The 24,578-nt window shown below is 72.6% G+C and carries 27 protein-coding genes; 9 read left to right on the top strand and 18 right to left on the bottom strand.

Going from position 1 to position 24,578, the window contains the following annotated elements; all coding sequences use genetic code 11:
* Positions 1-429: 429 nt before the first annotated feature.
* Entirely contained in the window at positions 430-1,434 is a 1,005-nt protein-coding gene (locus OIE69_RS30575) for a phosphatase PAP2 family protein (protein WP_392567586.1), read from the top strand.
* A gap of 117 nt (positions 1,435-1,551) precedes the next feature.
* Here the strand turns inward: OIE69_RS30575 and OIE69_RS30570 are convergent, their stop codons facing one another.
* From OIE69_RS30570 to OIE69_RS30560, 3 genes are all read right to left on the bottom strand, one after another.
* Positions 1,552-1,767 (bottom strand): I78 family peptidase inhibitor, encoded by a 216-nt coding sequence (locus OIE69_RS30570; RefSeq protein WP_326577255.1) that lies wholly within the window; start codon positions 1,765-1,767, stop codon positions 1,552-1,554.
* Positions 1,768-1,985: 218 nt separating this feature from the next.
* Positions 1,986-2,375 carry a DUF779 domain-containing protein gene (locus OIE69_RS30565; protein WP_326577253.1) on the bottom strand — a complete coding sequence of 130 codons (390 nt, stop codon included), beginning with the start codon at positions 2,373-2,375 and terminating at the stop codon, positions 1,986-1,988.
* A gap of 4 nt (positions 2,376-2,379) precedes the next feature.
* The gene (locus tag OIE69_RS30560) at positions 2,380-3,276 is read right to left on the bottom strand and encodes a bifunctional DNA primase/polymerase (RefSeq protein ID WP_326577251.1); all 897 of its coding nucleotides are present in this window, start codon (positions 3,274-3,276) and stop codon (positions 2,380-2,382) included.
* 315 nt (positions 3,277-3,591) lie between these two features.
* On the opposite strand from OIE69_RS30560, the gene ctaD reads away from it, so the two are divergent.
* On the top strand, positions 3,592-5,298 hold the full coding sequence (gene ctaD / locus OIE69_RS30555) for an aa3-type cytochrome oxidase subunit I (RefSeq protein WP_326577249.1): 1,707 nt from the start codon (positions 3,592-3,594) through the stop codon (positions 5,296-5,298).
* 53 nt (positions 5,299-5,351) lie between these two features.
* On the opposite strand, the gene OIE69_RS30550 is transcribed toward ctaD, so the two are convergent.
* From OIE69_RS30550 to OIE69_RS30540, 3 genes are all read right to left on the bottom strand, one after another.
* Positions 5,352-6,704: a glycosyltransferase family 4 protein gene (locus OIE69_RS30550; RefSeq protein WP_326577247.1), complete on the bottom strand. Its 1,353-nt coding sequence runs from the start codon at positions 6,702-6,704 to the stop codon at positions 5,352-5,354.
* A gap of 383 nt (positions 6,705-7,087) precedes the next feature.
* The gene (locus OIE69_RS30545) at positions 7,088-7,588 is read right to left on the bottom strand and encodes a transglycosylase family protein (protein ID WP_326577244.1); all 501 of its coding nucleotides are present in this window, start codon (positions 7,586-7,588) and stop codon (positions 7,088-7,090) included.
* Positions 7,589-7,700: 112 nt separating this feature from the next.
* Positions 7,701-8,327, bottom strand: coding sequence for a LysM peptidoglycan-binding domain-containing protein (locus OIE69_RS30540; protein WP_326577242.1), 627 nt, complete (start codon positions 8,325-8,327; stop codon positions 7,701-7,703).
* Positions 8,328-8,865: 538 nt separating this feature from the next.
* Between OIE69_RS30540 and OIE69_RS30535 the strand changes: the two genes are divergently transcribed.
* Positions 8,866-9,636: a hypothetical protein gene (locus tag OIE69_RS30535; RefSeq protein WP_326577240.1), complete on the top strand. Its 771-nt coding sequence runs from the start codon at positions 8,866-8,868 to the stop codon at positions 9,634-9,636.
* A 201-nt stretch (positions 9,637-9,837) separates the two neighbouring features.
* Complete coding sequence (locus OIE69_RS30530; RefSeq protein ID WP_326577239.1) at positions 9,838-10,059, top strand: hypothetical protein; 222 nt, start codon at positions 9,838-9,840, stop codon at positions 10,057-10,059.
* Between the two features lie 216 nt (positions 10,060-10,275).
* Here the strand turns inward: OIE69_RS30530 and der are convergent, their stop codons facing one another.
* The 5 genes from der to aroH form a co-directional block, all read right to left on the bottom strand.
* Positions 10,276-11,733 (bottom strand): ribosome biogenesis GTPase Der, encoded by a 1,458-nt coding sequence (der, locus tag OIE69_RS30525; protein ID WP_326577237.1) that lies wholly within the window; start codon positions 11,731-11,733, stop codon positions 10,276-10,278.
* A 66-nt stretch (positions 11,734-11,799) separates the two neighbouring features.
* Positions 11,800-12,459 carry a lysophospholipid acyltransferase family protein gene (locus OIE69_RS30520; protein ID WP_326577235.1) on the bottom strand — a complete coding sequence of 220 codons (660 nt, stop codon included), beginning with the start codon at positions 12,457-12,459 and terminating at the stop codon, positions 11,800-11,802.
* Positions 12,456-13,199, bottom strand: a complete 744-nt coding sequence (gene cmk, locus OIE69_RS30515) for a (d)CMP kinase (protein ID WP_392567585.1) — start codon at positions 13,197-13,199, stop codon at positions 12,456-12,458. Before cmk ends, OIE69_RS30520 begins: the two co-directional genes overlap by 4 nt.
* 203 nt (positions 13,200-13,402) lie before the next feature.
* Positions 13,403-14,488, bottom strand: a complete 1,086-nt coding sequence (locus OIE69_RS30510; RefSeq protein ID WP_326577231.1) for a prephenate dehydrogenase — start codon at positions 14,486-14,488, stop codon at positions 13,403-13,405.
* Positions 14,485-14,847: a chorismate mutase gene (gene aroH, locus OIE69_RS30505; RefSeq protein ID WP_326577229.1), complete on the bottom strand. Its 363-nt coding sequence runs from the start codon at positions 14,845-14,847 to the stop codon at positions 14,485-14,487. Before aroH ends, OIE69_RS30510 begins: the two co-directional genes overlap by 4 nt.
* Before the next feature lie 118 nt (positions 14,848-14,965).
* On the opposite strand from aroH, the gene OIE69_RS30500 reads away from it, so the two are divergent.
* From OIE69_RS30500 to OIE69_RS30480, 5 genes are all read left to right on the top strand, one after another.
* Entirely contained in the window at positions 14,966-15,328 is a 363-nt protein-coding gene (locus OIE69_RS30500; protein WP_089226263.1) for a DUF952 domain-containing protein, read from the top strand.
* An 89-nt stretch (positions 15,329-15,417) separates the two neighbouring features.
* Positions 15,418-16,092, top strand: coding sequence for a hypothetical protein (locus OIE69_RS30495; RefSeq protein ID WP_326577226.1), 675 nt, complete (start codon positions 15,418-15,420; stop codon positions 16,090-16,092).
* A gap of 33 nt (positions 16,093-16,125) precedes the next feature.
* Positions 16,126-16,716, top strand: coding sequence for a DUF6529 family protein (locus OIE69_RS30490; protein ID WP_326577224.1), 591 nt, complete (start codon positions 16,126-16,128; stop codon positions 16,714-16,716).
* Complete coding sequence (locus OIE69_RS30485; protein ID WP_326577222.1) at positions 16,713-17,162, top strand: Rieske (2Fe-2S) protein; 450 nt, start codon at positions 16,713-16,715, stop codon at positions 17,160-17,162. Before OIE69_RS30490 ends, OIE69_RS30485 begins: the two co-directional genes overlap by 4 nt.
* Positions 17,163-17,180: 18 nt before the next feature.
* The gene (locus OIE69_RS30480; RefSeq protein ID WP_326577220.1) at positions 17,181-17,891 is read left to right on the top strand and encodes a nucleotidyltransferase domain-containing protein; all 711 of its coding nucleotides are present in this window, start codon (positions 17,181-17,183) and stop codon (positions 17,889-17,891) included.
* On the opposite strand, the gene OIE69_RS30475 is transcribed toward OIE69_RS30480, so the two are convergent.
* The 7 genes from OIE69_RS30475 to OIE69_RS30445 all read right to left on the bottom strand — a co-directional run bounded on the left by OIE69_RS30475 (position 17,850) and on the right by OIE69_RS30445 (position 24,475).
* The gene (locus tag OIE69_RS30475) at positions 17,850-18,839 is read right to left on the bottom strand and encodes an ADP-ribosylglycohydrolase family protein (protein ID WP_326581459.1); all 990 of its coding nucleotides are present in this window, start codon (positions 18,837-18,839) and stop codon (positions 17,850-17,852) included. The genes OIE69_RS30480 and OIE69_RS30475 overlap by 42 nt on opposite strands.
* 38 nt (positions 18,840-18,877) lie before the next feature.
* A complete protein-coding gene (locus OIE69_RS30470; protein WP_326577218.1) occupies positions 18,878-19,654 on the bottom strand; it encodes a nucleotidyltransferase domain-containing protein in 777 nt (258 codons plus the stop codon).
* Positions 19,655-19,795: 141 nt separating this feature from the next.
* Complete coding sequence (locus OIE69_RS30465) at positions 19,796-20,884, bottom strand: pseudouridine synthase (RefSeq protein ID WP_326577216.1); 1,089 nt, start codon at positions 20,882-20,884, stop codon at positions 19,796-19,798.
* Positions 20,884-21,582 (bottom strand): SMC-Scp complex subunit ScpB, encoded by a 699-nt coding sequence (scpB, locus tag OIE69_RS30460; RefSeq protein ID WP_326577215.1) that lies wholly within the window; start codon positions 21,580-21,582, stop codon positions 20,884-20,886. The genes OIE69_RS30465 and scpB overlap by 1 nt, the downstream gene beginning before the upstream one ends.
* Positions 21,575-22,699, bottom strand: coding sequence for a segregation and condensation protein A (locus OIE69_RS30455; protein WP_326577214.1), 1,125 nt, complete (start codon positions 22,697-22,699; stop codon positions 21,575-21,577). Before OIE69_RS30455 ends, scpB begins: the two co-directional genes overlap by 8 nt.
* A 61-nt stretch (positions 22,700-22,760) precedes the next feature.
* The gene (locus OIE69_RS30450) at positions 22,761-23,417 is read right to left on the bottom strand and encodes a hypothetical protein (protein ID WP_326577212.1); all 657 of its coding nucleotides are present in this window, start codon (positions 23,415-23,417) and stop codon (positions 22,761-22,763) included.
* Positions 23,402-24,475 carry a ParA family protein gene (locus OIE69_RS30445; protein WP_018558909.1) on the bottom strand — a complete coding sequence of 358 codons (1,074 nt, stop codon included), beginning with the start codon at positions 24,473-24,475 and terminating at the stop codon, positions 23,402-23,404. The genes OIE69_RS30450 and OIE69_RS30445 overlap by 16 nt, the downstream gene beginning before the upstream one ends.
* Positions 24,476-24,578: the final 103 nt, after the last annotated feature.

Below are 24,578 nucleotides of genomic sequence, written 5' to 3'. Positions count from 1 at the left end.
GCGATGGCGTGTACCCGCCCGCTCCGGTCGTACGCACGGCGGACGCGGGGCGCGCGGATCAACACGTACCCCTGCCGGGTGCGTTCACGCGCCCGCCGATCGGGAATCCGCCCAGGTCACCGGCGTGCGTCCGGACCCGCGACGGGCGGCCGCACGGAACCGGGACGGGCCGGCCCAAGGCTGGGCGAACTCCGGGAGAAGTAACGGCTAATCAAAGATAAACGGGGCGCGCGGAAATCGAACATGCGATTTTCCAAGATCCTCCGGAAGCACTTCGAAACATAAAATCAAGGAGTTCCCGCATTCGGCTCAATGCGCACGTCGGCGCTACCTCCATTGGGCGGAGTGAGACGCAGTCCACATCACATCGTCATTACGAACCCGTCCTTCCGGCCGAACTCCGCCATCACACGCTGTAACGTCGATTGAGTGCGTACCGATGACAAGCTTCGCCTCATGGAGGAGCCCGCGACAGCCCAGGCTCCCCCGGGCATGAGCCGGACACGCGTGCTGCTGTTCGGCTCGACGCTCGTGGCCTATGTGGCCATCGTCGTAGCCGTCCTGACGACGTCCAAGCTCGTGACCCTGGACTGGCAGGTCATGATGTGGCGGCCGTACAAGCAGTGGCCACAGATCCACGCGTTCCTGGACTACTTCGTGGTCCTGGGCCAACGCGGCCCGACGGCCGTGATCGTGGCCTCCTGGCTGGGCTGGCGCGCCTGGCGCCAGCGCACCCTGCACCCGCTGCTCGTGCTGGGCACGTCGCTGCTGCTGCTGAACGTCACCGTGGGTTCGGTGAAGTACGGCCTGGGCAGGCTCGGCCCGCACTACGCGACCAGCGCCGGATCGGCCGAACTCTTCGCCGGCGGCGATATATTTCCCTCCGGTCACACCGCGAACGCCGTGGTGACCTGGGGGGTCCTGGCCTATCTGGCCACCACCCCGTGGGTCCGCCGGGTCACCTCCGTGATCGCGGCGCTGCTGGCGCTGGGCGTCGGCATGACCACCATCTACCTCGGCACCCACTGGGTCAGCGACGTCCTGCTCGGCTGGGCGGCCGGCCTGCTGATCCTGCTGGCACTGCCCTGGTTCGAGCCCCTGATGGCCTCGGCCGAGCAACGGATCACGGCCGCCTGGGCGCGCCGCCGCGGCACCCGCCGGGCGCCGGCCGCGGCCCCCGCCGCGAACACGGCGATGGCCTCCGCGCAGCTCTCCGACAACCCGGACGGCGTACTCGAGCCCGTCGTTCTCAGCGGCCGCGCGACGACGCCCGCGTCGGGGATACCGCACCACCCGGCGCGTCCCCACACCGCCCGCCACGAGCGCACCCCGGTGACCCCGGCCGGCAGCCGCCGCCCGCCCGCCGACCGGCCGGGCCGTCCGGCGGCCGTCGGCCAGGCCGGCGTCACTCGCGGCCGCGGTACCCCCGGCTGACCGCCCGCGGGGCAGGTACGCACGCCTCCCGCCCCGTCCGCACCCGCAGGAAGGCCCCCGCCGCACCCGAGAGGTGCGGCGGGGGCCTTCGTCGTGCCGGGGCCGTGCGGAGGGACCTCAGCCGCTCCAGCAGCGGGTCACCCGGCCGCCCTCGACGGTGAAGTTGAGCCGGCCCACCCGGTACTCCATGGTGATGACGGCGCCCGGCGGCAGGGCGCGCACCGTGCTCCAGCCCTGCTCGGTGGCCCGGCGTTCGGCCTCGTCGGCGGAGAGGCCGACGTAGCTGTCCGGTTCGTCCTGCGGTTGCCGTGCGGCGGTCGGATCGGTTGCCATGTGAGCAACCGTAGGCGCACACGAGCCGTGACGGAAGGCGCGGCCGACTTGATCGTCACACTTCTGTCACAGAATCCCGGACAGTGTTTGGCGTGCACCGTTCACTCTTTGGGGGCGACTTTTCCAATCGCCCGCCGAATTCGCGGACACGACCGGCGAAAACCGGCCGGGCCGGCCGCGGCGGAATTCCGGGAAACGGTCCACACACATCCCTCACATCACGTCCCCAGCGTCGACAGCTCTTCGTCCGTCAGCAGCCGGGACCGAATCAGAAACCGGTTGCCCGTCGGCGCTTCCAGCGAGAAGCCGCTGCCGCGCCCCGGCACCACGTCTATCGTCAGATGCGTGTGGCTCCAGTAGGCGAACTGGTCGCGCGACATCCACACCGGCACCGGGTCGACGCCCGGCACGTCGAGATCGCCGAGGTGCACGTCGGAGTCCCCGGTGAGGAACTCCCCCAGCGGATAGCACATGGGCGAGCTGCCGTCGCAGCAGCCGCCGGACTGGTGGAACATCAACGGGCCGTGCTGGTCGGCGAGACGCCGCAGCAACTCCGCGGCCTCCTCGGTGACGGCGACCCGGTCGGCCCTCGGTGCGGTTGAGGTCATGGGGTCAGAGTGCCCCCGCCGAGCGCCGCCCGCCAGACCCCCCGAGGACATGCCGGCGGGCGGATCCCACCGTCGACTCCGCCTCGCGTTGCGACAGTCCCGTGCTGACGGCGGCTCCGACCATCTCCTCGGCCACCCGGTCCCCGTGCCCGTTCTCGAACGCCCGGCAGGCGGCCCAGAAGAGCCGCTCGTTGCGCTCCCCCACGGACGAGCCGAGCACGAAGCGGATCAGCGGCCCGGCCGTGCTCCCGCCCGCCCCCGGACCCGCCGCCGCGCGCACGGCCCGGCGCTGCGGGGTCGTCAGCAGCAGCCGCAGCAGCCGCTTGGGCACGGCGGCCGGCGGCATCGAGGCCGTCGGCGGGTCCCAGCGGTAGAGGCCGGCCGTGGTGACGGAACCCGGTCCCACGAGGTAGCCGCCGCTGCCGCGCACGTCGATGCCGTTGCCGAGCCGGCGCACGGAGTTGGGCACGACCGCCTCCGCCGGGCCGCGCAGCCACAGGTGCCGGCCGCCGCTCGGAGTGATCACCGTGCGCGTCCACGGCACGGCGAAACCCCACCGGGCGGCCAGGTCCACCAGGTCGGTCACGCCGTCGACGCCGTCCTTGCGGTCCAGGTCGAGGCCGATCAGATAGTGCGGCGAGCGCCCGCACGCGATCCCGTACCCACACGCCCAGGGGGCCGCCGCGAACAGCTCGGCTATCCGGGCGGGCTCGGTGGCGGCGTCGTGCACACCGTGGCCGAGCCGTCCGCACTGGCCGCGGCACATCCCGCGGGCGGTCTCCCCCCGGTGCGGTGAACGGACCGCCGGGAGTTTGGTCCGCGACAGCGGGATGACGGGGAAGCCGCGCCGCGCGGCGGCGAGCGCGCACTCCAGCGCGCGGTCGTGGTCCGGATGCGTCACGGGGTGCCCCCTCGATGCGCTACGGCATGGCCCCTTTATCGTACTTTCGTTCGACGGTCTCCTCAATGCCGCCTCGAACGGCCCGGACGGGCTCCCGGCCCGTCCGGCACCCGGTGCCTGACGCGCCCTCACGCACGTGTTCCCGCAGGGCCGGCCACCCCCATGGTGGCGCGTCCGGCCTCGCCCGTCGACGACGCGTCACGGCCGTCCCGTCCCGTTCCGGCACATGATGGGCCGTCTGCCCGAGACTGTACGGAAGATCGAGTACGGAAGACCGGGTGCCGGCACGATCTCCTACCGCGAGGGAGCGTGCCGATGGGGACCTACGCAACGCAGACCACGACCGGGCGGGCGGCGGCGCCCCGGCGGCCGGGGCGGCTGCTGGTGGACTGGCTGACCACCACCGACCACAAGAAGATCGGCCACCTCTACCTGATCACGTCCTTCGGCTTCTTCCTCGCCGCCGGGTTCATGGCGCTGCTGATGCGCGCCGAGCTCGCCCGCCCCGGTCTGCAGCTGATGACGAACGACCAGTTCAACCAGTTGTTCACGATGCACGGCACGATCATGCTGCTGCTCTTCGCCACCCCGACCTTCGCCGGGTTCGCGAACGAGATCATGCCGCTGCAGATCGGCTCGCCCGACGTCGCCTTCCCGCGGTTGAACATGCTGTCGTACTGGCTGTTCCTCTTCGGCGGGCTCATCGTGCTGGGCAGCTTCCTGACCCCCACCGGCGGGGCGTCCTTCGGCTGGTTCGCCTACGCACCGCTGAACAGCCTGACCCGGTCGCCCGGGATCGGCGCCGACATGTGGATCATGGGGCTGGCGCTGGCGGGCTTCGGCACCATCCTCGGCGCGGTCAACTTCGTCACCACCATCGTGGGGATGCGGGCGCCGGGCATGACCATGTTCCGGATGCCGATCTTCACGTGGAACGTGCTCTTCACCTCGGTCCTGGTGCTGATGGCCTTCCCGGTGCTGGCGGCGACACTGCTGGTGCTGGAGGCGGACCGGCGCTTCGGCTCGGTGGTCTTCGAGCCGGAAAGCGGCGGGGCGCTGCTGTGGCAGCACCTGTTCTGGTTCTTCGGCCACCCGGAGGTGTACATCATCGCGCTGCCGTTCTTCGGCATCATCACCGAGATCATCCCGGTGTTCTCGCGCAAGCCGGTCTTCGGCTACACGACGCTGGTCGGCGCGACGATGGCCATCACCGGACTGTCGATGGTGGTGTGGGCGCACCACATGTTCGTCACCGGCGCCGTGCTGCTGCCGTTCTTCTCGCTGCTGTCGTTCCTGATCGCGGTGCCGACCGGGGTGAAGTTCTTCAACTGGATCGGCACGATGCTGCACGGCTCGCTGTCCTTCGAGACCCCGATGCTGTGGGCCGTCGGCTTCCTGGTGAGCTTCCTGTTCGGCGGCCTCACCGGGGTGGTCCTCGCCTCGCCCCCGCTGGACTTCCAGGTCAGCGACTCGTACTTCGTGGTGGCCCACTTCCACTACGTGGTCTTCGGGACGGTGGTCTTCGCCATGTTCGCCGGCTTCTACTTCTGGTGGCCGAAGTTCACCGGGAAGATGCTCGACGAGCGGCTGGGGAGGATCCAGTTCTGGACGCTCTTCATCGGCTTCCACACCACCTTCCTCGTCCAGCACTGGCTGGGCGTGGAGGGCATGCCCCGGCGGTACGCGGACTACCTGGCGGCGGACGGCTTCACCGTGCTCAACACGATCTCGACGATCGGGGCGTTCCTGCTGGGGCTGTCGACCCTGCCGTTCCTCTGCAACGTGTGGCGGACCGCCCGGCACGGCCGGCGGGTGGAGGCCGACGACCCCTGGGGCTTCGGCCGTTCCCTCGAATGGGCGACCTCCTGCCCGCCGCCGCGGCACAACTTCACGACGCTGCCGCGGATCCGCTCCGAGTCCCCCGCCTTCGACCTGCACCACCCGGAGGTCGCCGCCCTCGACCAGGCGCGGTCCACGGGGCGCCGTGACGCCGTCGAGCCCGGTGCCGGGGGCCACGACTGACGGCGACAAGGCGGGGGCGGTACGACGTCGTACCGCCCCCGCAGCGTCCCGCGTCAGCCCGCCTTCTGCCCGCGCGCCGGGGATCCGGCCTTGCCGCCGCCTCCGCGGAGCCTCGCCCGCACCTTGTTCCGCAGCTTCTTGCGCAGCCGGCGGGCCCGCCGCTTGGCCGCCCGGGCGATGTCCTTGCCCGAGTACGCGGCGCCCACGCCCAGGCCGCCGACGTGGCGTCCGGCCGCGCGCAGCCGGCCCGCGGCGCCCGCCCGGCGGGCGATGAGCTCCTCCAGCAGGGCCTCGCAGGCGTCGGCGATCTTCGCGGGGTCGTACTGGGCGCCCTTCTTCAAGGCCGCCTCGCCCATCCGGTGGCGCAGTTCGTCGTCGTTGATCAGCCGGAGCATCGCCGCGGCCAGCGCGTCCACGTCCCGCGGGGGCACCAGCAGGCCGTCCACCCCGTCGCTGATGATCTCGCCGGGACCGAGCGGGCAGTCGGTACTGACCACCGGCAGGCCCACCCGCATCGCCTCGACGATGGTCATGCCGAAGGACTCCATGCTGGAGGAGACCGCGAGCATCGACCCCTTGGCCATCTCCGGCTCGATCGGCGAGGCGGTGCCCATCATGGTCACCCGGTCCCCGATGTCCAGGCGCGCGATGAGCCGCTCCAGCTTCTCCTGCTGCGCACCCGAGCCGTACAGCCGCAGACCCCAGTCCGGCCGTTCCGCCGCGACCTTGACGAAGGCCCTGATGAGGTCTCCGTAACGTTTCACCGGGGCCAGCCGGCCGGCCGCGACGACGTACTTGGCGTCCAGGGTGCTGGGGGCGACGCCCGGGTCGGGCACGCTGTTCGGCAGGGTGACCACCCGCACCCCGGGCAGCCGCAGCCTGCGCCGGTAGGCGGCGGCGTCGGCCTCGGTGGTCGTGGTGACCGCGTCCAGCCGGGGGTACAGCCGGCGCAGCGTGAGGAGGAGCTGTACGGAGTGGGTCTCCAGCGTCAGGTGCTCCTGCGCGATCCGGACCATGTGGCGCGGGGCCTGCAGGGCGATGTGGACGTTCAGCCCGGGACGCGTGCCGATGACGACGTCGGCGTCGAGCGACGTCAGATGGGCCTTGATCCTCCGGTCGCTGAGCACGCTGTACTGCTCGTAGCGGTTCTCGCCCTTGGGGAAAACCAAGGAGGGCGTCCTGTACAGCGGGTCCTTCAGGTCGCAGGTGTCGCTGTCCGGGCGCAGGTCCACCAGGTGGCGCAGGCCGACACGCGGGTCGAGGGTGAAGGTGGGTTCCTCACGGTGGCGGAAAACGGAGACGATCTCCACCTCGTGCCGCTCGGCCAGGGCTCCCGCCAGGTTGAAAGTCGTGCGGATGGTGCCACCGACTCCGTACGCGTTCTGGATCAGTATGGAAATGCGCATGCGTCCCTGCGTTCTCCTGCTTCCCGCGGACCGGTGTCCGTCCTGGTGCTGGCAAGACCGCCCCCGAGACCCACAGGTTGCCCCCGTTCACCTTCCCGTTTCCTCGTTGTATCCCCGCTGTGATGTTCATGTGAGGCCTCGGGGCATCCTCCCCGGATCCCGTGCCATCAGGCACGGAGCCCCGGCGCGGCGCGGAGGGGCGATCGCGCCCCACACTGCATTCCCCGGATGGCCCGGTCGCCCGAGCCCCCGTTCACGGTGTCACCCCACCGGGCTACGCACGGAGGGCCCACCGGGTGACGGAGGGGCAGTGGACGCGGGCGCCGGGCGGCGGGCCGGGGAGCGGGCCGGGGAAGGGCGCGCTCACGGCGTGCCCGGCGGGCTCACTTCGGCAGGCGCAGCAGTGTCCCGGGGGTGAGCTGCCGGGTCGGGTCGGAGCCGATGACGTCCTGGTTGAGCCGGTACAGCTCGGCCGCGCCGCCGCTGACGTCGAAGCGCCGGGCCAAGGTCTCCAGGGTCTCGCCGGACCGGACGGCGTGCGCCCGGCCGGACAGCCGCAGGCGCTGCGCGCAGGTGGGCCAGGCCTCCCAGCCCTGGTCGCGGAGGATCTCCTCGGCGACGGTCACCTGCTGGTCGGGGGTGGCGCGGTCGGGCCTGGAGGCCATGTCGAGACCGCCGTGCTCGACCCAGGTGGGCTGGTAGATCTGCAGCCCACCGTAGAAGCCGTTGCCGGTGTTGGTCTTCCAGCGGTTGCTGCTCTCGCAGTGCGCCAGTTCCAGCCAGACGGGTGCGTGCCCGTCGGCCTGCGCGACCCCGGGAGCGAGGGCCGCCCACGTGGCGAGCAGAGTGAGCGCGGTCACCGCGAGACGGCGGGGACGGAACATGCGGGCCAGGTTAGGCACGGCGCGGCGGGCGTCGTCGCCCGCCGCGCCGTGTGCGTGCCCGGGCCCACCCGGTCGGAGCACGGCCGCCGGGTGGGCCGGGGAGCGCGGTGGGTCAGACCGACAGCCGCTGCCCCGGAAGGATCAGGTTGGGGTCGGCGCCGATCACGGACCGGTTGACGGCGTACAGCTTCTTCCAGGTCGTCCCGTGGGCGGCCGCGATGCCGCTCAGGGTGTCGCCGCCGCGGACGCTGTAGTTTCCGTGCCCCTCCGCCCGGCTCTGGCCGCGGTCGGGGTGGCCGCCGGTGCCGCGCGACTGCTTCGCCGGCGCCGGTGCGGTGTGCCGCTTCGCCTTCGGCGCGGCCGGGGCGGTGCCGCGGCCGGGCGCGCTCCCGTTGGCGCCGGCGCGGACGGAGCAGGTGGGCCAGGCGCCCCAGCCCTGCGCCCGCTGCACCTTGGTGGCGACGGCGATCTGCTGCTCACGGCTCGCCCGGTCGGCGGTCGCCGCGTACGCGGTGCCGCCGTAGGCGCGCCAGGTCCCGGCCGAGAACTGGAGTCCTCCGTAGTACCCGTTGCCGGTGTTGATGTGCCAGTTCCCGCCGCTCTCGCAGCCGGCGATGCGGTCCCAGACCCCGTTGTCGACGGCCTTCGCGGGCCCCGCGACGGCCATGAGGGCCAGCGGGGTCAGAACGGTGACGCCGGCTACGACTGCGGACCGACGGTACTTGGCTGATACGGCCATGGAATCCCTCTCCACGGACCCGGGGTTCCCCCATGGCGCCGTACCCCTGGTACGGCACCCGACGGACGGGGTCCCCGCGCATCGGGCGCGGTCCCCGCCCCCTTCGCTCGCCGGCCGATGGCGTTCCGATCCTCGGCCGTCCTCCGTGCGAGCCCTCCCGGGCGGTGCTCTCTGCACACGGCGGGCAAATCTAGGCAGGGTCGCGCTCGGTCACCAAACAAATCCCCTACGCTGCAGGCCAGTTGCAGGTTACCGGGAGTAAAGACCTATTTAGGACACCGGATTGATGGTGTTTTTTGCGGCATATACCTACAGCGCATATGCGCCATGTGACCCGTCTCATAGGCGCGGAGGCGTCCGGGGGTGAAAGGTAGGACGAGGAGTGACCGGCTCCGCACGTCCGATCACACTCCGCACGCGGACGCGCGAGCACGCACCAAGAAGGCCGTGACTCCCGCCACAGATCGGCCGTTGTCACTATGTGCCGGGCGAGGCCCGGCAAAGGAGCCCGTAGCCGTACATTTCCAAGGAGGCTTCAGTGCCGCCCATGCTCGACGTCAGCGACGAGGTACGAGCCGAGATCGGCGATGAGGAGGCGGCACGCCTGCTGGCCGGCGACAGCGCGCCCGGCACGTACGACTGCACCTCCTGTCGCACGCCCGGGGACACCGCCATGGAGCGCACCAGCACGGTGCTCTTCGTCGGCGAGGAGACCGCCGTGCTCGCCTTCGCCCATGCGACGTGCATCCCCTCCCAGGTCGTGCCGGTCTCGGAGGAGCAACTGCAGGGCGCGGTGCAGAGCATCGCCGGCGAGGAGACGGCCGGCGCCACGGCGACGGCCGCGCCACGGCAGGCGGTGCTCGGCATCACCTGCGGCCTCGTCCTGGTCAAGGACGAGGTGTGCCCGGCCCTGGTCATCGAACCCACCGGGCCGATCGCCCGCCCCGGTGACAGCGGTCCGGACGACGATTTCCTGCCGATCCTCATCGAGCAGGGCTTCCTCCCCGTGAACGACCTCTCCACGCCGCCGTCCCCGCTGCCCGGCTGGTCCGTGCTGCTGGCCATGGGCCAGCTGCACGCCATCCTCCAGCCCGGCTCCGCCGGCGCGTGGTGGCAGGCTCACCAGCCGCTCGCGGTGAGCGAGGGCTGGCGCCAGGCCGTCCACAAGTCCAACGAGGTGTACGTGTACGCCGCCCCGCACGGCACCATCGGCCAGCAGCCCCGCGAGGACCTGCTGCGCGACTCCCTCGAGCGCGCTTGCGGGCGCGGACTCCTCGTCGCGGCGACGATGCCCCTCTCCGGCACCTGATCCACCGGCTCCGGCCAAAGGCGCGTACGGCCCGCCGTACGCGCCTTTGGCCTATGGCAGTGCATATGCGTGATTCATCCGTACGCCCCGCATCCCTGCAGTTGAGCCGCTCGTTGCCACGACGTGCACACCTTTGACGCTTCCTCACGAGCCCAGTACCGAAGCCCCATTCCCCCCATGCGCACCGCGCAGGATGCGTCCGTGAGTGAGGGCACGCCGATCTACGACGCGCTCTACTCGGAGTACCGCAGGCTCTTCCGCACCCTTCCCGGCGACCGTACCGGCGAGGAGGACCTGCAGTTCAACGGTTTCGCCGACCGCGGTGGCGCCAACTCCCCCTACCGCGTCGCGGGCCGCCATCGCGGCGACCTCCCCGCCCTCCCGCCGGGCCTCGCCGAGAACCGCATGCACGGCGGACTCTGACCCGCCCCGCACGACGAACCGCCCGCCCGATCGCCCCGTGGAGGCGACCCGGCGGGCGGCGCCATGTCCGGCCCCGGCAGGGCCACTTCGCGCGGCCGCGGCCCGCTGCCGCGACTCTCCGGGAAGCGCCCCCGTACCCCACGAAAAACCGCCCGCCCGGCCGCCCCCGCGGGGACGACCGGACGAGCGGCTGCACGCGACCTGCCCGCGCAGGGGCTACTTCTTGCGTCCGCGCTTCTCCCGGACCCGCACCGACACCTGGATCGGCGTCCCCTCGAACCCGAACTCCTCACGCAACCGGCGCTCGATGAAGCGGCGGTAGCCGGCCTCCAGGAAGCCGGAGGCGAAGAGCACGAAGCGCGGGGGCTTGGTGCCGGCCTGGGTGCCGAAGAGGATGCGGGGCTGCTTGCCGCCACGGATCGGGTGGGGGTGGGCGGCGACGAGCTCGCCCAGGAAGGCGTTGAGGCGGCCGGTGGGGACCCGGGTCTCCCAGCCCGCCAGCGCGGTCTCGATGGCCGGGACGAGCTTCTCCATGTGGCGGCCGGTACGGGCGGAGACGTTCACCCGGGGCGCCCACTGGATCTGCACGAGGTCCTTCTCGATCTCGCGCTCGAGGTAGTAGCGCCGCTCCTCGTCCAGCACGTCCCACTTGTTGTAGGCGATGACGAGGGCCCGGCCCGCCTCGACGGCCAGCGAGATGATGCGGGTGTCCTGCTCGGCGAGGGACTCGCCGGCGTCGATCAGGACGACGGCGACCTCCGCCTTCTCCAGGGCGGCCGCGGTGCGCAGCGAGGCGTAGTAGTCCGCGCCCTCCTGGAGATGGACGCGGCGGCGGATGCCCGCGGTGTCCACGAACTTCCAGGTCTTGCCGCCGAGCTCGATGAGCTCGTCGACCGGGTCGCGGGTCGTGCCGGCCATCTCGTTGACGACGACGCGCTCCTCACCGGCCACCTTGTTCAGCAGCGAGGACTTGCCGACGTTCGGGCGGCCGATGAGCGCCACCCGGCGGGGGCCGCCGACGGCGTTGCCGAAGGACTGCATCGGCGCCTCGGGGAGCGCCTCCAGCACCGCGTCCAGCAGGTCGCCCGTACCGCGGCCGTGCAGCGACGAGACCGGGTAGGGCTCGCCGAGGCCGAGGTTCCACAGCATGGCGGCGTCCGCCTCGCCCGAAGGCCCGTCGACCTTGTTGGCGCACAGCACGACCGGCTTGCCGGCCCTGCGGAGCAGCTTGACCACGGCCTCGTCGGTGTCCGTGGAACCGACCTTGGCGTCGACCACGAAGACCACGGCGTCGGCGGCCTCGATCGCGAACTCGGCCTGCGCGGCGACGGACGCGTCGATGCCGAGCACGTCCTGCTCCCAGCCGCCGGTGTCGACGACCTTGAAGCGGCGGCCGTTCCAGTCGGCCTCGTAGGTGACGCGGTCACGGGTGACGCCGGGGCGGTCCTCGACGACCGCCTCACGGCGGCCGATGATCCGGTTCACCAGGGTCGACTTGCCGACGTTCGGGCGGCCGACGACCGCGAGGACCGGCAGCGGGCCGTGGCCCGCCGCCGCGAGGTCGCCCGCGACCTCGTCGAGGTCGAACCCCTCCTCGGCGGCGAGCTCCATGAACTCGGCGTAATCGGCGTCGTCGAGCGCGCCGACTTCGCCGTACTCGTTCTCGATGTCCATGAAAGCTTCTCCGTCGATCGTCAAATGTGCGGGGGCTTGCACGCCCCAGTGTGGGTCAGGCCGGCGCTAGGAGGCGCGGCCCGAGGTACGCCGGGCGTACTCGAGGTGGCCGGTCAGGTGCTTCTGGATGCGCACGGTGGCGGCGTCCAGTGCCGTACGGGTACGGCGCCCGGACCCGTCACCGGCGTCGAAGGGGTCGCCGAAGACGACGTCGACCCGGCCGCGCACCGGCGGCAGGCCGCGGATCAGCCGTCCCGGCCGGGACGTGCCGAGGACCGCGACCGGCACTATGGGCGCGCCGGAACGCACCGCGAAGTAGGCCAGGCCCGCCCGCAGGTCGGCGAAGTCGCCCTCGCCCCGGGTGCCCTCGGGGAAGATCCCGAGGACCCCGCCGCGCTCCAGCACGCCGAGCGCGCCGGTCACCGCGGTGCGGTCGGTGCTGTGGCGGTCCACCGGGAGCTGGCCGATCCCTCGCAGGAACGGGTCCAGCGGCCCGATGAAGGCCTCCTTCTTGATCAGGAAGTGCACCGGGCGCGGGCAGGTGCCCATGAGCACCGGCCCGTCCACGTAGTGCGAGTGGTTCACGGCCAGGATCACCGGCCCCGTGGCGGGCAGGCGCCAGCCCCCGAGCACCCGGGGGCGCCAGAGGCTGTTGATGATCCCGATGCCGAGGCGGCGGCCGACCGCCACGCCCTTCGGCCCCGGAACCGCGGATGTGTCCCTCACGAAGCGGCCCGCTTCTCCTCGATCAGGGTGACGACGCACTCGATGACCTGGTCGAGGGTGAGCTCGCTGGTGTCGACCTCTATGGCGTCGTCCGCCTTCGCCAGCGGGGAGGTCTTGCGGCCGGAGTCGGCCGCGTCACGCCGCACCAGGGCCTCGCGGGTCGCCGCCAGGTCGACCTGGGCGCTGCCGGTGGCCTTCAGCTCGCCTCCGCGGCGGGCGGCGCGGGCCTCCGCGGAGGCGGTGAGGAAGATCTTGACGGTGGCGTCGGGCAGCACGGTGGTGCCGATGTCCCGGCCTTCGACGACGATGCCGCCCGGCGCGCCGGCGGCCGCGTCGCGCTGCAGCCCGACCAGACGGGTGCGCACCTCCGGCACCGCGCTGACGGCGCTGACGGCCGCGGTGACCTCCTGGGTGCGGATGGGGCCGGAGGCGTCCACACCGTCCACCGTGATCGTGGGTGCAGCCGGGTCGGCCCCGGAGAGGATCACCGGCTTCTCGGCGGCGGTCGCCACGGCGGCCGCGTCGTTCACGTCGACGCCGTTGCTCAGCATCCACCAGGTCATCGCCCGGTACTGCGCGCCGGTGTCCAGGTAGCTCAGGCCGAGCTTGGCCGCGACCGCCTTCGAAGTGCTGGACTTGCCAGTGCCCGAGGGGCCGTCGATCGCGACGATCACCGGATTCGACACAGTCGGGGGACCTTCCTTGTGCGTGGAGCAGGTACACGGCTGGCGCAATGCCATCCCCACAAGGTTACCGGCCCACCCATTCGGCTCCGTACCACGAATTCCCCGGCCCCCGCCGCACCCGCCGCGAGCGCCTCCGCGGACAGCCTCGCGAGCTCCCCGGGCTGGACCCGATCCCAGACGCCGCCTTCGCACCGCTCGGCCCCGAGGGTGCCTACCGGGCTTCGCACGGCCGCGCCGGGCTCCGTCCGCCGACCCGCTCAGGCGCGCAGCGACCAGCCGCGCTCCCGCAACGACGCCGACAACCGCGCCGCCGCGGCCGGCTCCACCATCAGCTGCGCCAGACCCGCCTGCTGCCCCGTCGAATGCTCGATCCGCACATCCTCGATGTTGACCCCCGCCGCCCCGGCCTCCGCGAACAGCCTCGCGAGCTCCCCGGGCTGGTCGCCGATGAGGACGGCGACGACGTCGTACGCCTTGGGGGCGGAGCCGTGCTTGCCGGGGACCTTGGCCCGGCCGGCGTTGCCGCGGCGCAGGAGGTCCTCGATACCGGCGGCGCCGTCGCGGCGCTTGGCGTCGTCCGCGGACTGCAGGGCCCGCAGGGACTCGACGGTCTCCGTCAGGTCGGCGGCGAGGTCGGCGAGGACGTCGGCGACCGGACCGGGGTTGGCGGAGAGGATGTCGATCCACATGCCGGGCTGGGAGCCGGCGACCCGGGTGACGTCGCGGATGCCCTGGCCGCACAGGCGCACCGCGCTGTCCTCGGCGTGCTGCAGGCGCGCCGCGACCATGCTGGAGACGAGCTGCGGGGTGTGCGAGACGAGGGCGACGGCGCGGTCGTGGGCCTCGGCGTCCATGACGACCGGGACGGCGCGGCAGAGGGCGACCAGCTCCAGGGCGAGGTTGAGCACCTCGGTCTCGGTGACCGGGGTCGGGGTGAGCACCCAGGGGCGGCCCTCGAAGAGGTCGGCGGTCGCGGCCAGCGGGCCCGAGCGCTCGCGGCCGGACATGGGGTGGGTGCCGATGTACGAGGTCAGGTCGCAGCCGAGCGCCTCCAGGTCGCGGCGCGGCCCGGACTTCACACTGGCGACGTCGAGGTAGCCGCGGGCGAGCCCACGCCGCTGGGCCTCGGCGACGGTCGCGGCGACGTGGGCCGGCGGCACGGCGACGATCGCGAGGTCGACCCTGCCGGACGGGGGCTCGTCGGTGCCCGCGCCGAGCGCGGCGGCCGTGCGCACCATGGAGGGGTCGTGGTCCTCCAGGTGGACCTCGACGCCGCGCGAGGCGAGCGCGAGGGCGGCGGAGGTGCCGATGAGGCCGGTGCCGATGACGAGGGCGGTCCTCACTGGGCGATGTCCTTGCGGAGGGCGGCCGCGGCGCCGAGGTAGACGTGGGAGATCTCGCCCTTGGACAGGCCGGACTCCACGTGGGCGAGGATCCGCACGACCCGGGGCATGGCACCGGCGACGTCGAGTTCCTGCGCGCAGATCAGCGGCACGTCGGTGATGCCGAGCTTGCGCGCGGCGACCGCCGGGAAGTCGCTGTGGAGGTCCGGGGTGGCGGTGAACCAGACGCTGATCAGGTCGTCCACCGCGATGCCGTTGCGTTCCAGGATGGCGGTGAGCAGCTCGGCGACCTGCCCGTGCATGTGCTCCGCCTCGTCCCGCTCCAGCTGGACGGCTCCGCGGACCGCTCGTACCGCCACGTCATCGCTCCCTGTGTTGCTGCGCGCACGTACCTGGTCAGCGTAGTCGCGGTGGACGGGGAGCGGCGGACACGCCCGCCCTGCGAGACGCGGGAGGTGCTGCGGTACACCATGAAGCATGATCTTCCACCTGGTTCCGCTGGACGACTGGCTGCGCGACCCGGACCGTCCGTACGCGCCCTCGTCGCTCGCCGAGGACGGGTTCGTGCACTGCGCGCCCGACGAGGCGGTGGCGCTCGCGGTCGCCGACGCCTTCTACCGGGGCACCCCGGGCCCGCTGATGGTGCTGCTGATCGACGAGGAGGCCCTGGAGGCCCGTGTGCTGTGGGAGGACGCCGATCCGGTGCCGCCGCCGGGGGTACCGCAGGAGACGCGCTTCCCGCACGTGTACGGGCGGGTCAACCGCAGCGCGGTGGTCGGGATGCTGGAGGTGCAGCGGGACGCGGAGGGCCGCGCGGTGGCGCTGGCGGTGTGGTCGTAAGCGCCGCTTCGTCCCGACACGCCCCTGGACGGCGGGGCGGCCGTCCGGTTCGATGGTGACCCGACCGTGCGGCCTCGGGGGAGACGGACATGCAGCGTTCCGGACCGCTCCACACGCTCCTCGCGGGGCTGGTACTCGCTCTGATCATGCTGTCGCTCAACGCGACGACGGAACCGCCGGCGGCGGACGCGAAGGGGGGCGCCCCGCCGTCCTCGGCGGCTCCCTCCGCGCCCCCCTCCTCGGCTCCCCCGGCGCCGCGGTCGCCCGCCCCCTCCGGCACGGCCACGACCACCGCCCCACGCCCCGACGCCGACTACGCGGGCCGCACCGGCGACGGCGCGGCGAGCGTCGCGATCGCGCTGCGCGACGACGGCAAGGCCGTCGCGTACGTCTGCGACGGGCGCGCCAAGGAGGCCTGGCTGCGCGGCGACGTCGGGGACGACGGCGGCATGCGCCTGACCGGTGACCGCGGCGCCCTGCTGGAGGGCACCCTGGAGGGCGGGCGCGTCACCGGCGAGGTGCGGCTGACGGGGCTGGAGCAGCCCTTCACGGCGCAGCGCGCGGTCAAGCCGTCCGGTCTGTACCGGGCGACGGCCTCGGTACGCGGCGCGCGGGTCGTCGGCGGCTGGATCGTGCTGCCGAACGGCAAGCAGGTGGGGATCGTCTCACGCGACGGCGAACCGTCGGCCGCCCCGGCCATCGACCCCGCCACCGGTGCCGTGACCGTCGACGGCACGCAGCTCACCGCACGGCCGATCCCCTGACCGTCCGCCCGCAGGCAGGAGCAGGAGCGCCCCATGAACGTGGACCCGAACGCCGCCACCACGTCCTTCCCGGCACCGCCGCCCCGCCCCGGGCCGCGGGCGGCCGTGTTCCTCGTCCCCGCGCTCGCCGCCGCGGCGGTCGCCGTCGCCCTCGGCGCGTACGGCAGGGTGCACGACCCGGCCGGCACCGCCTTCAACCTCGCCGGCTTCTCCAGCACGGGCGCGGTCAAGTCCTGGCTCGCCACGGCCGCCCTCGCCTTCGCCCTGGTGCAGATCGCCTCGGCGCTGGTGATGTACGGCAAGGTGCCGGGCGTCCGCGCCCCCTCCTGGAGCAGCGGGCTGCACCGCTGGTCGGGCCGCGTCGCGTTCCTGCTGAGCGTCCCGGTCGCCGTGCACTGCCTGTACGCGTTGGGCTATCAGACGTACAGCAGCCGCGTGATGTGGCACTCGCTGCTCGGGTGCTTCTTTTTCGGGGCATTCACGGCAAAGATGCTGCTGCTGCGGGCCGAGCGACTGCCGGACCGGCTGCTGCCGGTCGTCGGCGGGCTGGTCTTCACGGCGTTGACGGTGCTGTGGCTCACGTCAGCGTTGTGGTTCTTCCGAACGGTCGGGGTGACGACATGAAGCGACGCATGGTGCTGCTGTCCACGGCGGCGCTCGCGGGATGCAGCAAGTACGGCGAGCAGAGCGCGCCGCAGGCCGCGGCGACCTCGGCGCCACCGGCCTCGGAGCCCGCCTCCGCGCCGGCGACGGCGTCGGCCACGGCGTCGCCGCCCCCGCAGGGCGAGGTGCTGGTGAAGGCCGCCGACGTGCCGGTGGGCGGCGGCACGGTGATCACGGACAAGAAGGTCGTGGTGACCCAGCCCAAGGCCGGCGAGTTCAAGGCCTTCTCCGCCGTCTGCACCCATCAGGGCTGCCTGGTGAACAGCGTCTCCGACGGCACCATCAACTGCCCTTGCCACGGCAGCAAGTTCCGCATCACCGACGCCTCGGTGGCCCACGGACCGGCCAAGAAGCCGCTTCCCCCCGAGGAGATCACCGAAAAAGACGGCGAGATCTTCCTCGTGTAGCCCGTACGATCCCGGTCCATGCGCGACCACGACCTCGTACGCCGGCACACCGTCTACGCCTGTGTGATGGGCTCGCGCGCCTTCGGGCTGGCCACGGACGGCAGCGACATCGATCGCCGCGGGGTGTACGTCGCGCCCACCCCGCTCTTCTGGCGCTTCGACAAGCCGCCCCGGCACGTGGACGGCCCGGAGCACGAGCAGTTCTCCTGGGAACTGGAGCGGTTCTGCGAGCTGGCGCTGCGCGCCAACCCCAACATCCTGGAGTGCCTCCACTCCCCGCTCGTCGAGCACGTGGACGACACCGGGAAGGAGCTCCTCGCCCTGCGCGGCGCCTTCCTGTCCCGGCACGTCCACGAGAGCTTCGCGCGCTACGCCACCGGCCAGCTGCGGAAGCTGGAGGCCGACGTCCGCACGCACGGCGCGCCCCGCTGGAAGCACGCCATGCACCTGCTGCGCCTGCTGATCAGCTCCCGCGACCTGCTCCGCAGCGGCGAACTGCGCATCGAGGTCGGCGACCACCGCGAGCGGCTGCTGGCGGTCAAGCGGGGCGAGGCCGGCTGGGCGGAGACGGAGTCCTGGATGCTCCGGCTGCGCGAGGAGGCCGACGCCGCCGCCCCGCGCAGCCCCCTCCCGGACGAGCCGGACCGGGCCCGCGTCGAGGACTTCCTGTTCCGGGTCCGGCGGGCGTCAGCCGCCGTCGCCGTCCCAGAGGGCACCGAGGGCGAGTAGTTCGTCGCGGTGCTCGAGCCGCTCCACCCAGGCGTCCGGCCAGGCCGCCAGGCCGTGGTGCGCGCCGGCGAAGGCGCCCGCCAGGCAGGCGATGGAGTCGGAGTCCCCGGAGGAGCACGCCGCCCGGCGGACCGCGGTGACGGGCTCGTCCGGGAAGAGCAGGAAGCACAGCAGGCCGGTCGCCAGCGCCTCCTCGGCGATCCATCCGGCGCCGGTGGCCAGGCACGGGTCGGCCTCCCGGTCCGGGGCCGCCAGCGCCGCGTCGAGGCGGTCGAGCACCCCGAGGCACTCGTCCCAGCCGCGGCGGACGAAGGACACCGGGCCGTGGTCGTGGGCACGCAGCCACAGGTCCCCGAGCCACCACTCGTGGTACGTGTCGCGCTGCTCCGCCGCGTAGCCGCGCAGCAGGCCGGTCAGTTCCGCCGGGGCCGCGCCCTGCGCGAGCAGGTGCACGGCGTGCGCGGTGAGGTCGGAGGCCGCGAGCGCCGTGGGGTGGCCGTGGGTGAGCGCGGACTGCAACTGCGCCGCCCCCGCCCGTTCGTCGGGGCGCAGCCCGGGGACGAGTCCGACCGGGGCGACCCGCATGTTCGCGCCGCAGCCCTTGGAGCCGGTCTGGCTGGCCTCCTGCCAGGGCCGGTCCGGGTGGTCCAGCTTCTCGCAGGCGACCAGGCAGGTGCGGCCGGGGGCGCGGTTGTTGTCGGGCGAGTGGTACCAGCCGACGTACTCCTCGCGCACCGGGCGGGCGAGCCGGGACGGCGTGAGGGGGCCGCGCTCCGTCGCCGTGCGCAGCCCACGCGCGAGGGCGAGGGTCATCTGCGTGTCGTCGGTGACGAAGGCCGGGCGGGGCAGTTCCATCTCCCGCCACGGGCCGCACTTGGCGAGGATCGACGGGATGTCGTTGAACTCCGTGGGGAAGCCGAGCGCGTCACCGATCGCCAGGCCCGCCATCGCCCCCGAGGCCGCGCGGCGCCCGGTCACGGCGGGGCTCACGCGGCGGCCACCCGGGTGCGGACGACCAGGTCGTGGAGGGTGTCGTAGGCCGTCGGCTCGCCGGGCAGCCGGGTGTCGCGCTGCGCGTCGTCCAGGACCTCGTGGAGGGCCTCGACGTCGGCGCGGACGCGGCGCGGGTCGAGGTCCATGGCGAGACCGTGCTCGGCGACCGCCTTCTCGTGGATGAGTTCGCGGACGTACCCCGGGGCGGTGACGTGCTCCAGCAGTGTCGGCAGGTGCGCCTCGACGGTGCCGGTGCGCATCAGGTGGATGCCGGTCAGCAGCACCCTGAAGGTGTAGAGCAGCGGCTTGAGTTCACCGGTCTTCTCGTACAGCTCCCACTGCGTCCGGGCGAAACCCCGGTAGTGGTGGGCGTGGTGGCCGGTGATGACGCCGGGCGCCAGGTCGACGAGTTGGGCGTGGACGCCGCTGGTGTGCACCACGAGCGGGGACAGCAGCTGCTCCAGGACATAGCCGTTGCGCCGCAGCATGAGCCGGGCGAACTTCAGCAGGTCGTGGGTGACCAGGTCGAGCTCGAGGCCGTCCTGCTCCCACATGCGGGTCTGGGTCTCCTCGCCCTCCCGCAGCCCGATCAGGTCGGCCAGCGGGAGGAGGTGGACGCCGCGCAGGTCCACGTCCGAGTCACGGGACGGGAAGCCGTACAGGTGCGCACCGGAGACGGTGGCGAACAGCAACGGTTGTCCCCGCTGGGCGAGGGCCGGGGTGAGTTCGGGCAGCCCGGCCCCGCGCAGGCGTTCGGCGTGGATGGTCATTGCGCCATCCTTCCCGGAACGGCGGCCTCCGGGAAAGTCCTTATCCGTCGGCAGCCCGCTCGGGACACCCTCCGCGGAGCCGACCCGAGCCGGTCCGGTACGGGACGCGTAGCGGACCCGTACCGGCGGGGACCGGACGGCTCAGAGGTCGACCTCGCGCATGAGCATGCCCACCTCGGTGTTGGTGAGCCGCCGCAGCCAGCCCGACTTCTGGTCGCCGAGCGCGATCGGGCCGAAGCTGGTGCGGACCAGCTTGTCGACCGGGAAGCCCGCCTCGGCCAGCATGCGCCGCACGATGTGCTTGCGGCCCTCGTGCAGGGTGACCTCGACCAGGTAGTTCTTGCCCGTCTGCTGCACGACGCGGAAGCTGTCGGCGCGTGCGTAGCCGTCCTCGAGCTGGATGCCGTTCTTCAGCTGCTTGCCGATGTCGCGCGGCAGCACACCGTTGATCGCGGCGAGGTACGTCTTCTGCACGCCGTAGCGGGGGTGGGTGAGACGGTGGGCCAGCTCGCCGTGGTTGGTGAGCAGGATGATGCCCTCGGTCTCGGTGTCCAGCCGCCCCACGTGGAAGAGCCGGGTCTCGCGGTTGGTGACGTAGTCGCCGAGGCACTGGCGGCCCTCGGGGTCCTCCATCGTGGAGACGACGCCTGCCGGCTTGTTCAGGGCGAAGAACAGGTACGACTGCGTGGCGACGGTCAGTCCGTCGACGCGCACCTCGTCCTTGTCGGGGTCCACGCGCAGGCCCTGCTCGGTGACGATCTTGCCGTTCACCTCGACACGGCGCTGCTCGATCAGCTCCTCGCACGCGCGGCGCGAGCCCATGCCCGCCCGGGCCAGCACCTTCTGCAGGCGCTCGCCCTCCTGCTCGGCCCCGGGGAAGGTCTTGGGCAGGTTCAGCTTGGGCTTGCTGTGCCGCTCCCGGTTGCGCTCCTCGATCTGGGCGTCCAGCTCGCGGGGGCGTGCGGGGGCGGACTTGCGGGGCTTGCCGGACGCGCCGCCCGGCTTCCCGCCGGTGCCGCGCCTGGCGCCACCGCCCGCTCCGCCGGGCCCGCCGGAGCCGCCGGAGCCGCCGCCGACGTCGTAACGGCGCTCCTCCGGACGGGGCCGGCCCGCGCGCTTCTGCTGGTCGTCGCGCTGTCCCCCGGTCCTCGACCGGGAGCTGCCCCCATCGGCACCCCGGGGATTCCGGTTGCCGCCACTGTTCCTGCCGCTGCCGCTACTGCTTCGCATCAACTATCCGTCGTCGAGTCCGGGTCGAATGAGGGGACGCCCTCCAGGGAGTCCGCCTCGACGGCGTCCGCCTCCGGGAGGAACGGGGCGAGCTCGGGCAGCTCGTCCAGGCCGCGCAGGCCCATCCGCTCCAGGAAGTAGTTCGTCGTCCTGTACAGGATCGCACCTGTCTCGGCTTCCGTCCCACACTCTTCCACCAGACCCCGCTGGAGGAGGGTGCGCATCACGCCGTCACAGTTGACTCCGCGCACCGCGGAGACCCGGGACCGGCTGACCGGCTGCCGGTACGCGACGACCGCCAGGGTCTCCAGCGCTGCCTGGGTGAGGCGGGCCTGCTGGCCGTCCAGGACGAACTTCTCGACGGCCGCGGCGTAGGCGGGCCGGGTGTAGAAGCGCCAGCCGCCCGCGATCAGGCGCAGGTCGAAGCCGCGGCCCTGGGCGGCGTACTCCTGCGCCAGGTCGTGGAGGGCGGTGGCGATCTCCCGGCGCGGGCGCTCCAGCACCTTCGACAGGGTCTCCTCGGTGACGGGCTCGTCCACGACCATCAGGACGGCCTCCAGGGCGGGGCGCAGCTCCAGCTCCGCCACGGAGAGCAGCCCCGCGGGCGCGCCCTCCGCCGCCCGCGCGGTCCCCTCGACCGTCTCGGACGCCTCGGATGCCACCTCGGTCACTCCGGTCACCTCCGTCACGTCAGCCATCCTTCCCGTCCTTCCCGGCGGCGGGCACCTGGTCGAATTCGTCGGTGACCAGCGGCTGGTCCGGCGCCCCGGCGCCGCCCGTCCAGCGGACCTGGAGCGTACCGAGGGCCTCCTCCTGGTCGAGCGCGACCGCCTTCTCCCGGTACAGCTCCAGCAGGGCCAGGAAGCGTGCCACGACCGTCAGGGTGTCGGGGGCGTCGAAGGTGAGCTCCCGGAAGCTCGCCTCGCCGCGTTCGCGCAGCATCGCGATGACGTGCTCTGCCTGCTCTCGGACGCTCACCAGCGGCGCGTGGATGTGGTCCACGTACACCTGGGGCTTCGGTTTCGGCTGCATCGCCTTGACGGCGAGCTGTGCGAAGCGCTCCGGCCCGATGCTCAGCACCACCTCGGGCAGCAGCTCTGCGTGCTGCGGCTCCAGCCCCACGGTGCGGGGGTGGTGCAGCGCCTCGGCCTCCAGGCGCTCGGCGAAGATCGCGGCGATCTGCTTGTACGCGCGGTACTGGAGCAGGCGGGCGAAGAGCAGGTCCCGGGCCTCCAGCAGGGCGAGGTCCTCCTCGTCCTCCACCTCGGCGGCGGGCAGCAGGCGCGCGGCCTTCAGGTCCAGCAGCGTCGCCGCGACGACCAGGAACTCCGTGGTCTGGTCCAGGTCCCAGTCCGGTCCCATGGCGCGGATGTGGGCCATGAACTCGTCCGTCACCTTGGACAGGGCGACCTCGGTGACGTCGAGCTTGTGCTTGGAGATCAGCTGGAGCAGCAGGTCGAAGGGGCCTTCGAAGTTCGCCAGCCGGACGGTGAACCGGCCGTCGTTCGCGGCGGCGGCGTCCTCGCTGCCCGGCTCGTCGGCGGGCTGCGTCTCGGGCACGGGAGCGGCCCCGTCGTCGTCCACCGCCTGCGGTGCGGGCGGCGGGTCCGCGACGAGCAGTCGCCCCTCGGGCTCCGGGGCGGCCTGCGCCACGGCTTCGGCGGCGGGCGCGGTGTGGCCGAACTCACCCACCGCGTCGCTCGCACCCGGTCCCTCCACGCCCTCGTCGGCCGGGGGCGGCGCGGGGCTCGCGCCGGGGCCGCGGCCGAGGAGGCGGCGGGAGCGCTGCGGGTTTGCGGTGTCGTCGGGGGGCATGGGGGTCCAGATGGTGCTGACGGGGCCGTGCGGAGGACGGCACCGTATCGCGCGGATCGCGTCAGCGGCCGCGCAGGCGGCGTACGAGGATGCTCGCGTCGCCGCGGGACTCGAGGTCGGCCAGGACCACCGCGACCGCCTCGCGGACGATCCGCCCGCGGTCCACGGCGAGCCCGTGCTCCCCGCGCAGGACGAGGCGGGCGTGCTCGAGGTCCATGAGCTCCTCGGCGGAGACGTAGACGGTGATCTTCTCGTCGTGGCGCTCGCGCCCGCTGGGCCGCCTGGGGGCCCGTCCGGACTTGCGGCGCGGTTGCGGGGGCTGCGGCGGCTGCGGGGCCGCCTGGGGGCCTGCGGAGCCCGTTCCGGGGGCCTGCGGGCCGCGCCGCACGGGCGGACCCGCCTGTTCGGGGACGGAGCGGGCCGCGGGGGACGGCGAGGCGCCGGGGTCGGCGCCGGTGTCCCGTCCGCCGTGCTCGGCCGCCTCGGAGGGCGCCGCGGACTCGCGGACGGGCGCCTCCTCCGGCGCCGGCTCCTCGGCGGGGGCCGGCACGGGCCGCAGCGGGCGTTCGCCGGGGGCTCCGGGGTCGGTGCCCGGGCCGCCGCCCGGGCCCGCGCCGGGAGTCTCGCCGTTGGCGTGCTGCCGCGGCGTCTGGAGCCCGCGCCCCCCTGTCGTACGGAACAGTTCGTCGGCCCCCGGGAGACTCACTCGGCGTGACACCGGGCGAGCACCTCCCTGGCGAGCTGGCGATAGGCGGCGGCACCCACCGAGTTGGAGGCGTAGGTGGTGATCGGCTCACCGGCGACCGTGGTCTCCGGGAAGCGGACGGTCCGTCCGATGACGGTGTGGAAGACGTGGTCGTCGAAGGCCTCGACGACACGCGCCAGCACCTCGCGGCTGTGTACCGTGCGCGAGTCGTACATCGTGGCGAGGATGCCGTCCAGCTCCAGCTCGGGGTTGAGCCGTTCCCTGACCTTCTCGATGGTCTCGGTCAGCAGGGCGACACCGCGCAGCGCGAAGAACTCGCACTCCAGCGGCACTATCACCTGGTGGGCCGCCGTCAGGGCGTTGACGGTCAGCAGGCCGAGCGACGGCTGGCAGTCGATGATGACGTAGTCGTAGTCGGGCAGCAGCGGCTTCAACGCCCGCTGCAGCGAGGACTCGCGGGCCACCTCGCTGACCAACTGGACTTCCGCGGCCGACAGGTCGATGTTGCTGGGAAGCAGGTCCATGCCGGGCACCGCGGTCTTCAGCAGCACCTCGTCGGCCGAGAGCCCGCGCTCCATCAGCAAGTTGTAGACGGTGACGTCCAGTTCCATCGGGTTGACGCCGAGTCCGACCGAGAGGGCGCCCTGCGGGTCGAAGTCGACCAGGAGGACGCGGCGGCCGTACTCGGCGAGCGCGGCACCCAGGTTGATGGTGGACGTCGTCTTGCCGACGCCGCCCTTCTGGTTGCACATCGCGATGATCTTCGCCGGGCCGTGGTCCGTCAGCGGGCCGGGGATGGGGAAGTACGGCAACGGGCGGCCGGTGGGACCGACGCGCTCGCGGCGCTGGCGCGCCGCGTCGGGCGCGAGGGTGGCCGCGTACTCGGGGTCGGGTTCGTACTCCGCGTCGGGGTCGTAGAACTGACCGTCCTGCAGCTCTTCTTCGTATTGCGCCATGGGGTTCGCGTAACGCGTCTCGTTGTCTGTGCCGGCCCTGCGCGCCTCGAAGGTCCGGACGGCCACGGAGGCCACCGGTCCGAGTCGTGCGGAACCGTCGGTCTGCACGGTCATTCCTGGCTGACCACCCCCGGGAGCAAATGTCGACTCATTCACAAGTCGTCTTACCTCCTTGGTGACCAGGAAACTTCTCAATAGGTCAGCGTTGCAGCATGCC

Origin of the sequence: Actinacidiphila glaucinigra (genome assembly GCF_035918135.1) — a bacterium.
Taxonomy (GTDB): Bacteria; Actinomycetota; Actinomycetes; order Streptomycetales; family Streptomycetaceae; genus Actinacidiphila; species Actinacidiphila glaucinigra.
The sequence above is the reverse complement of the archived record's forward strand: the minus strand, read 5'-3'. Positions and strand labels throughout refer to the sequence as shown.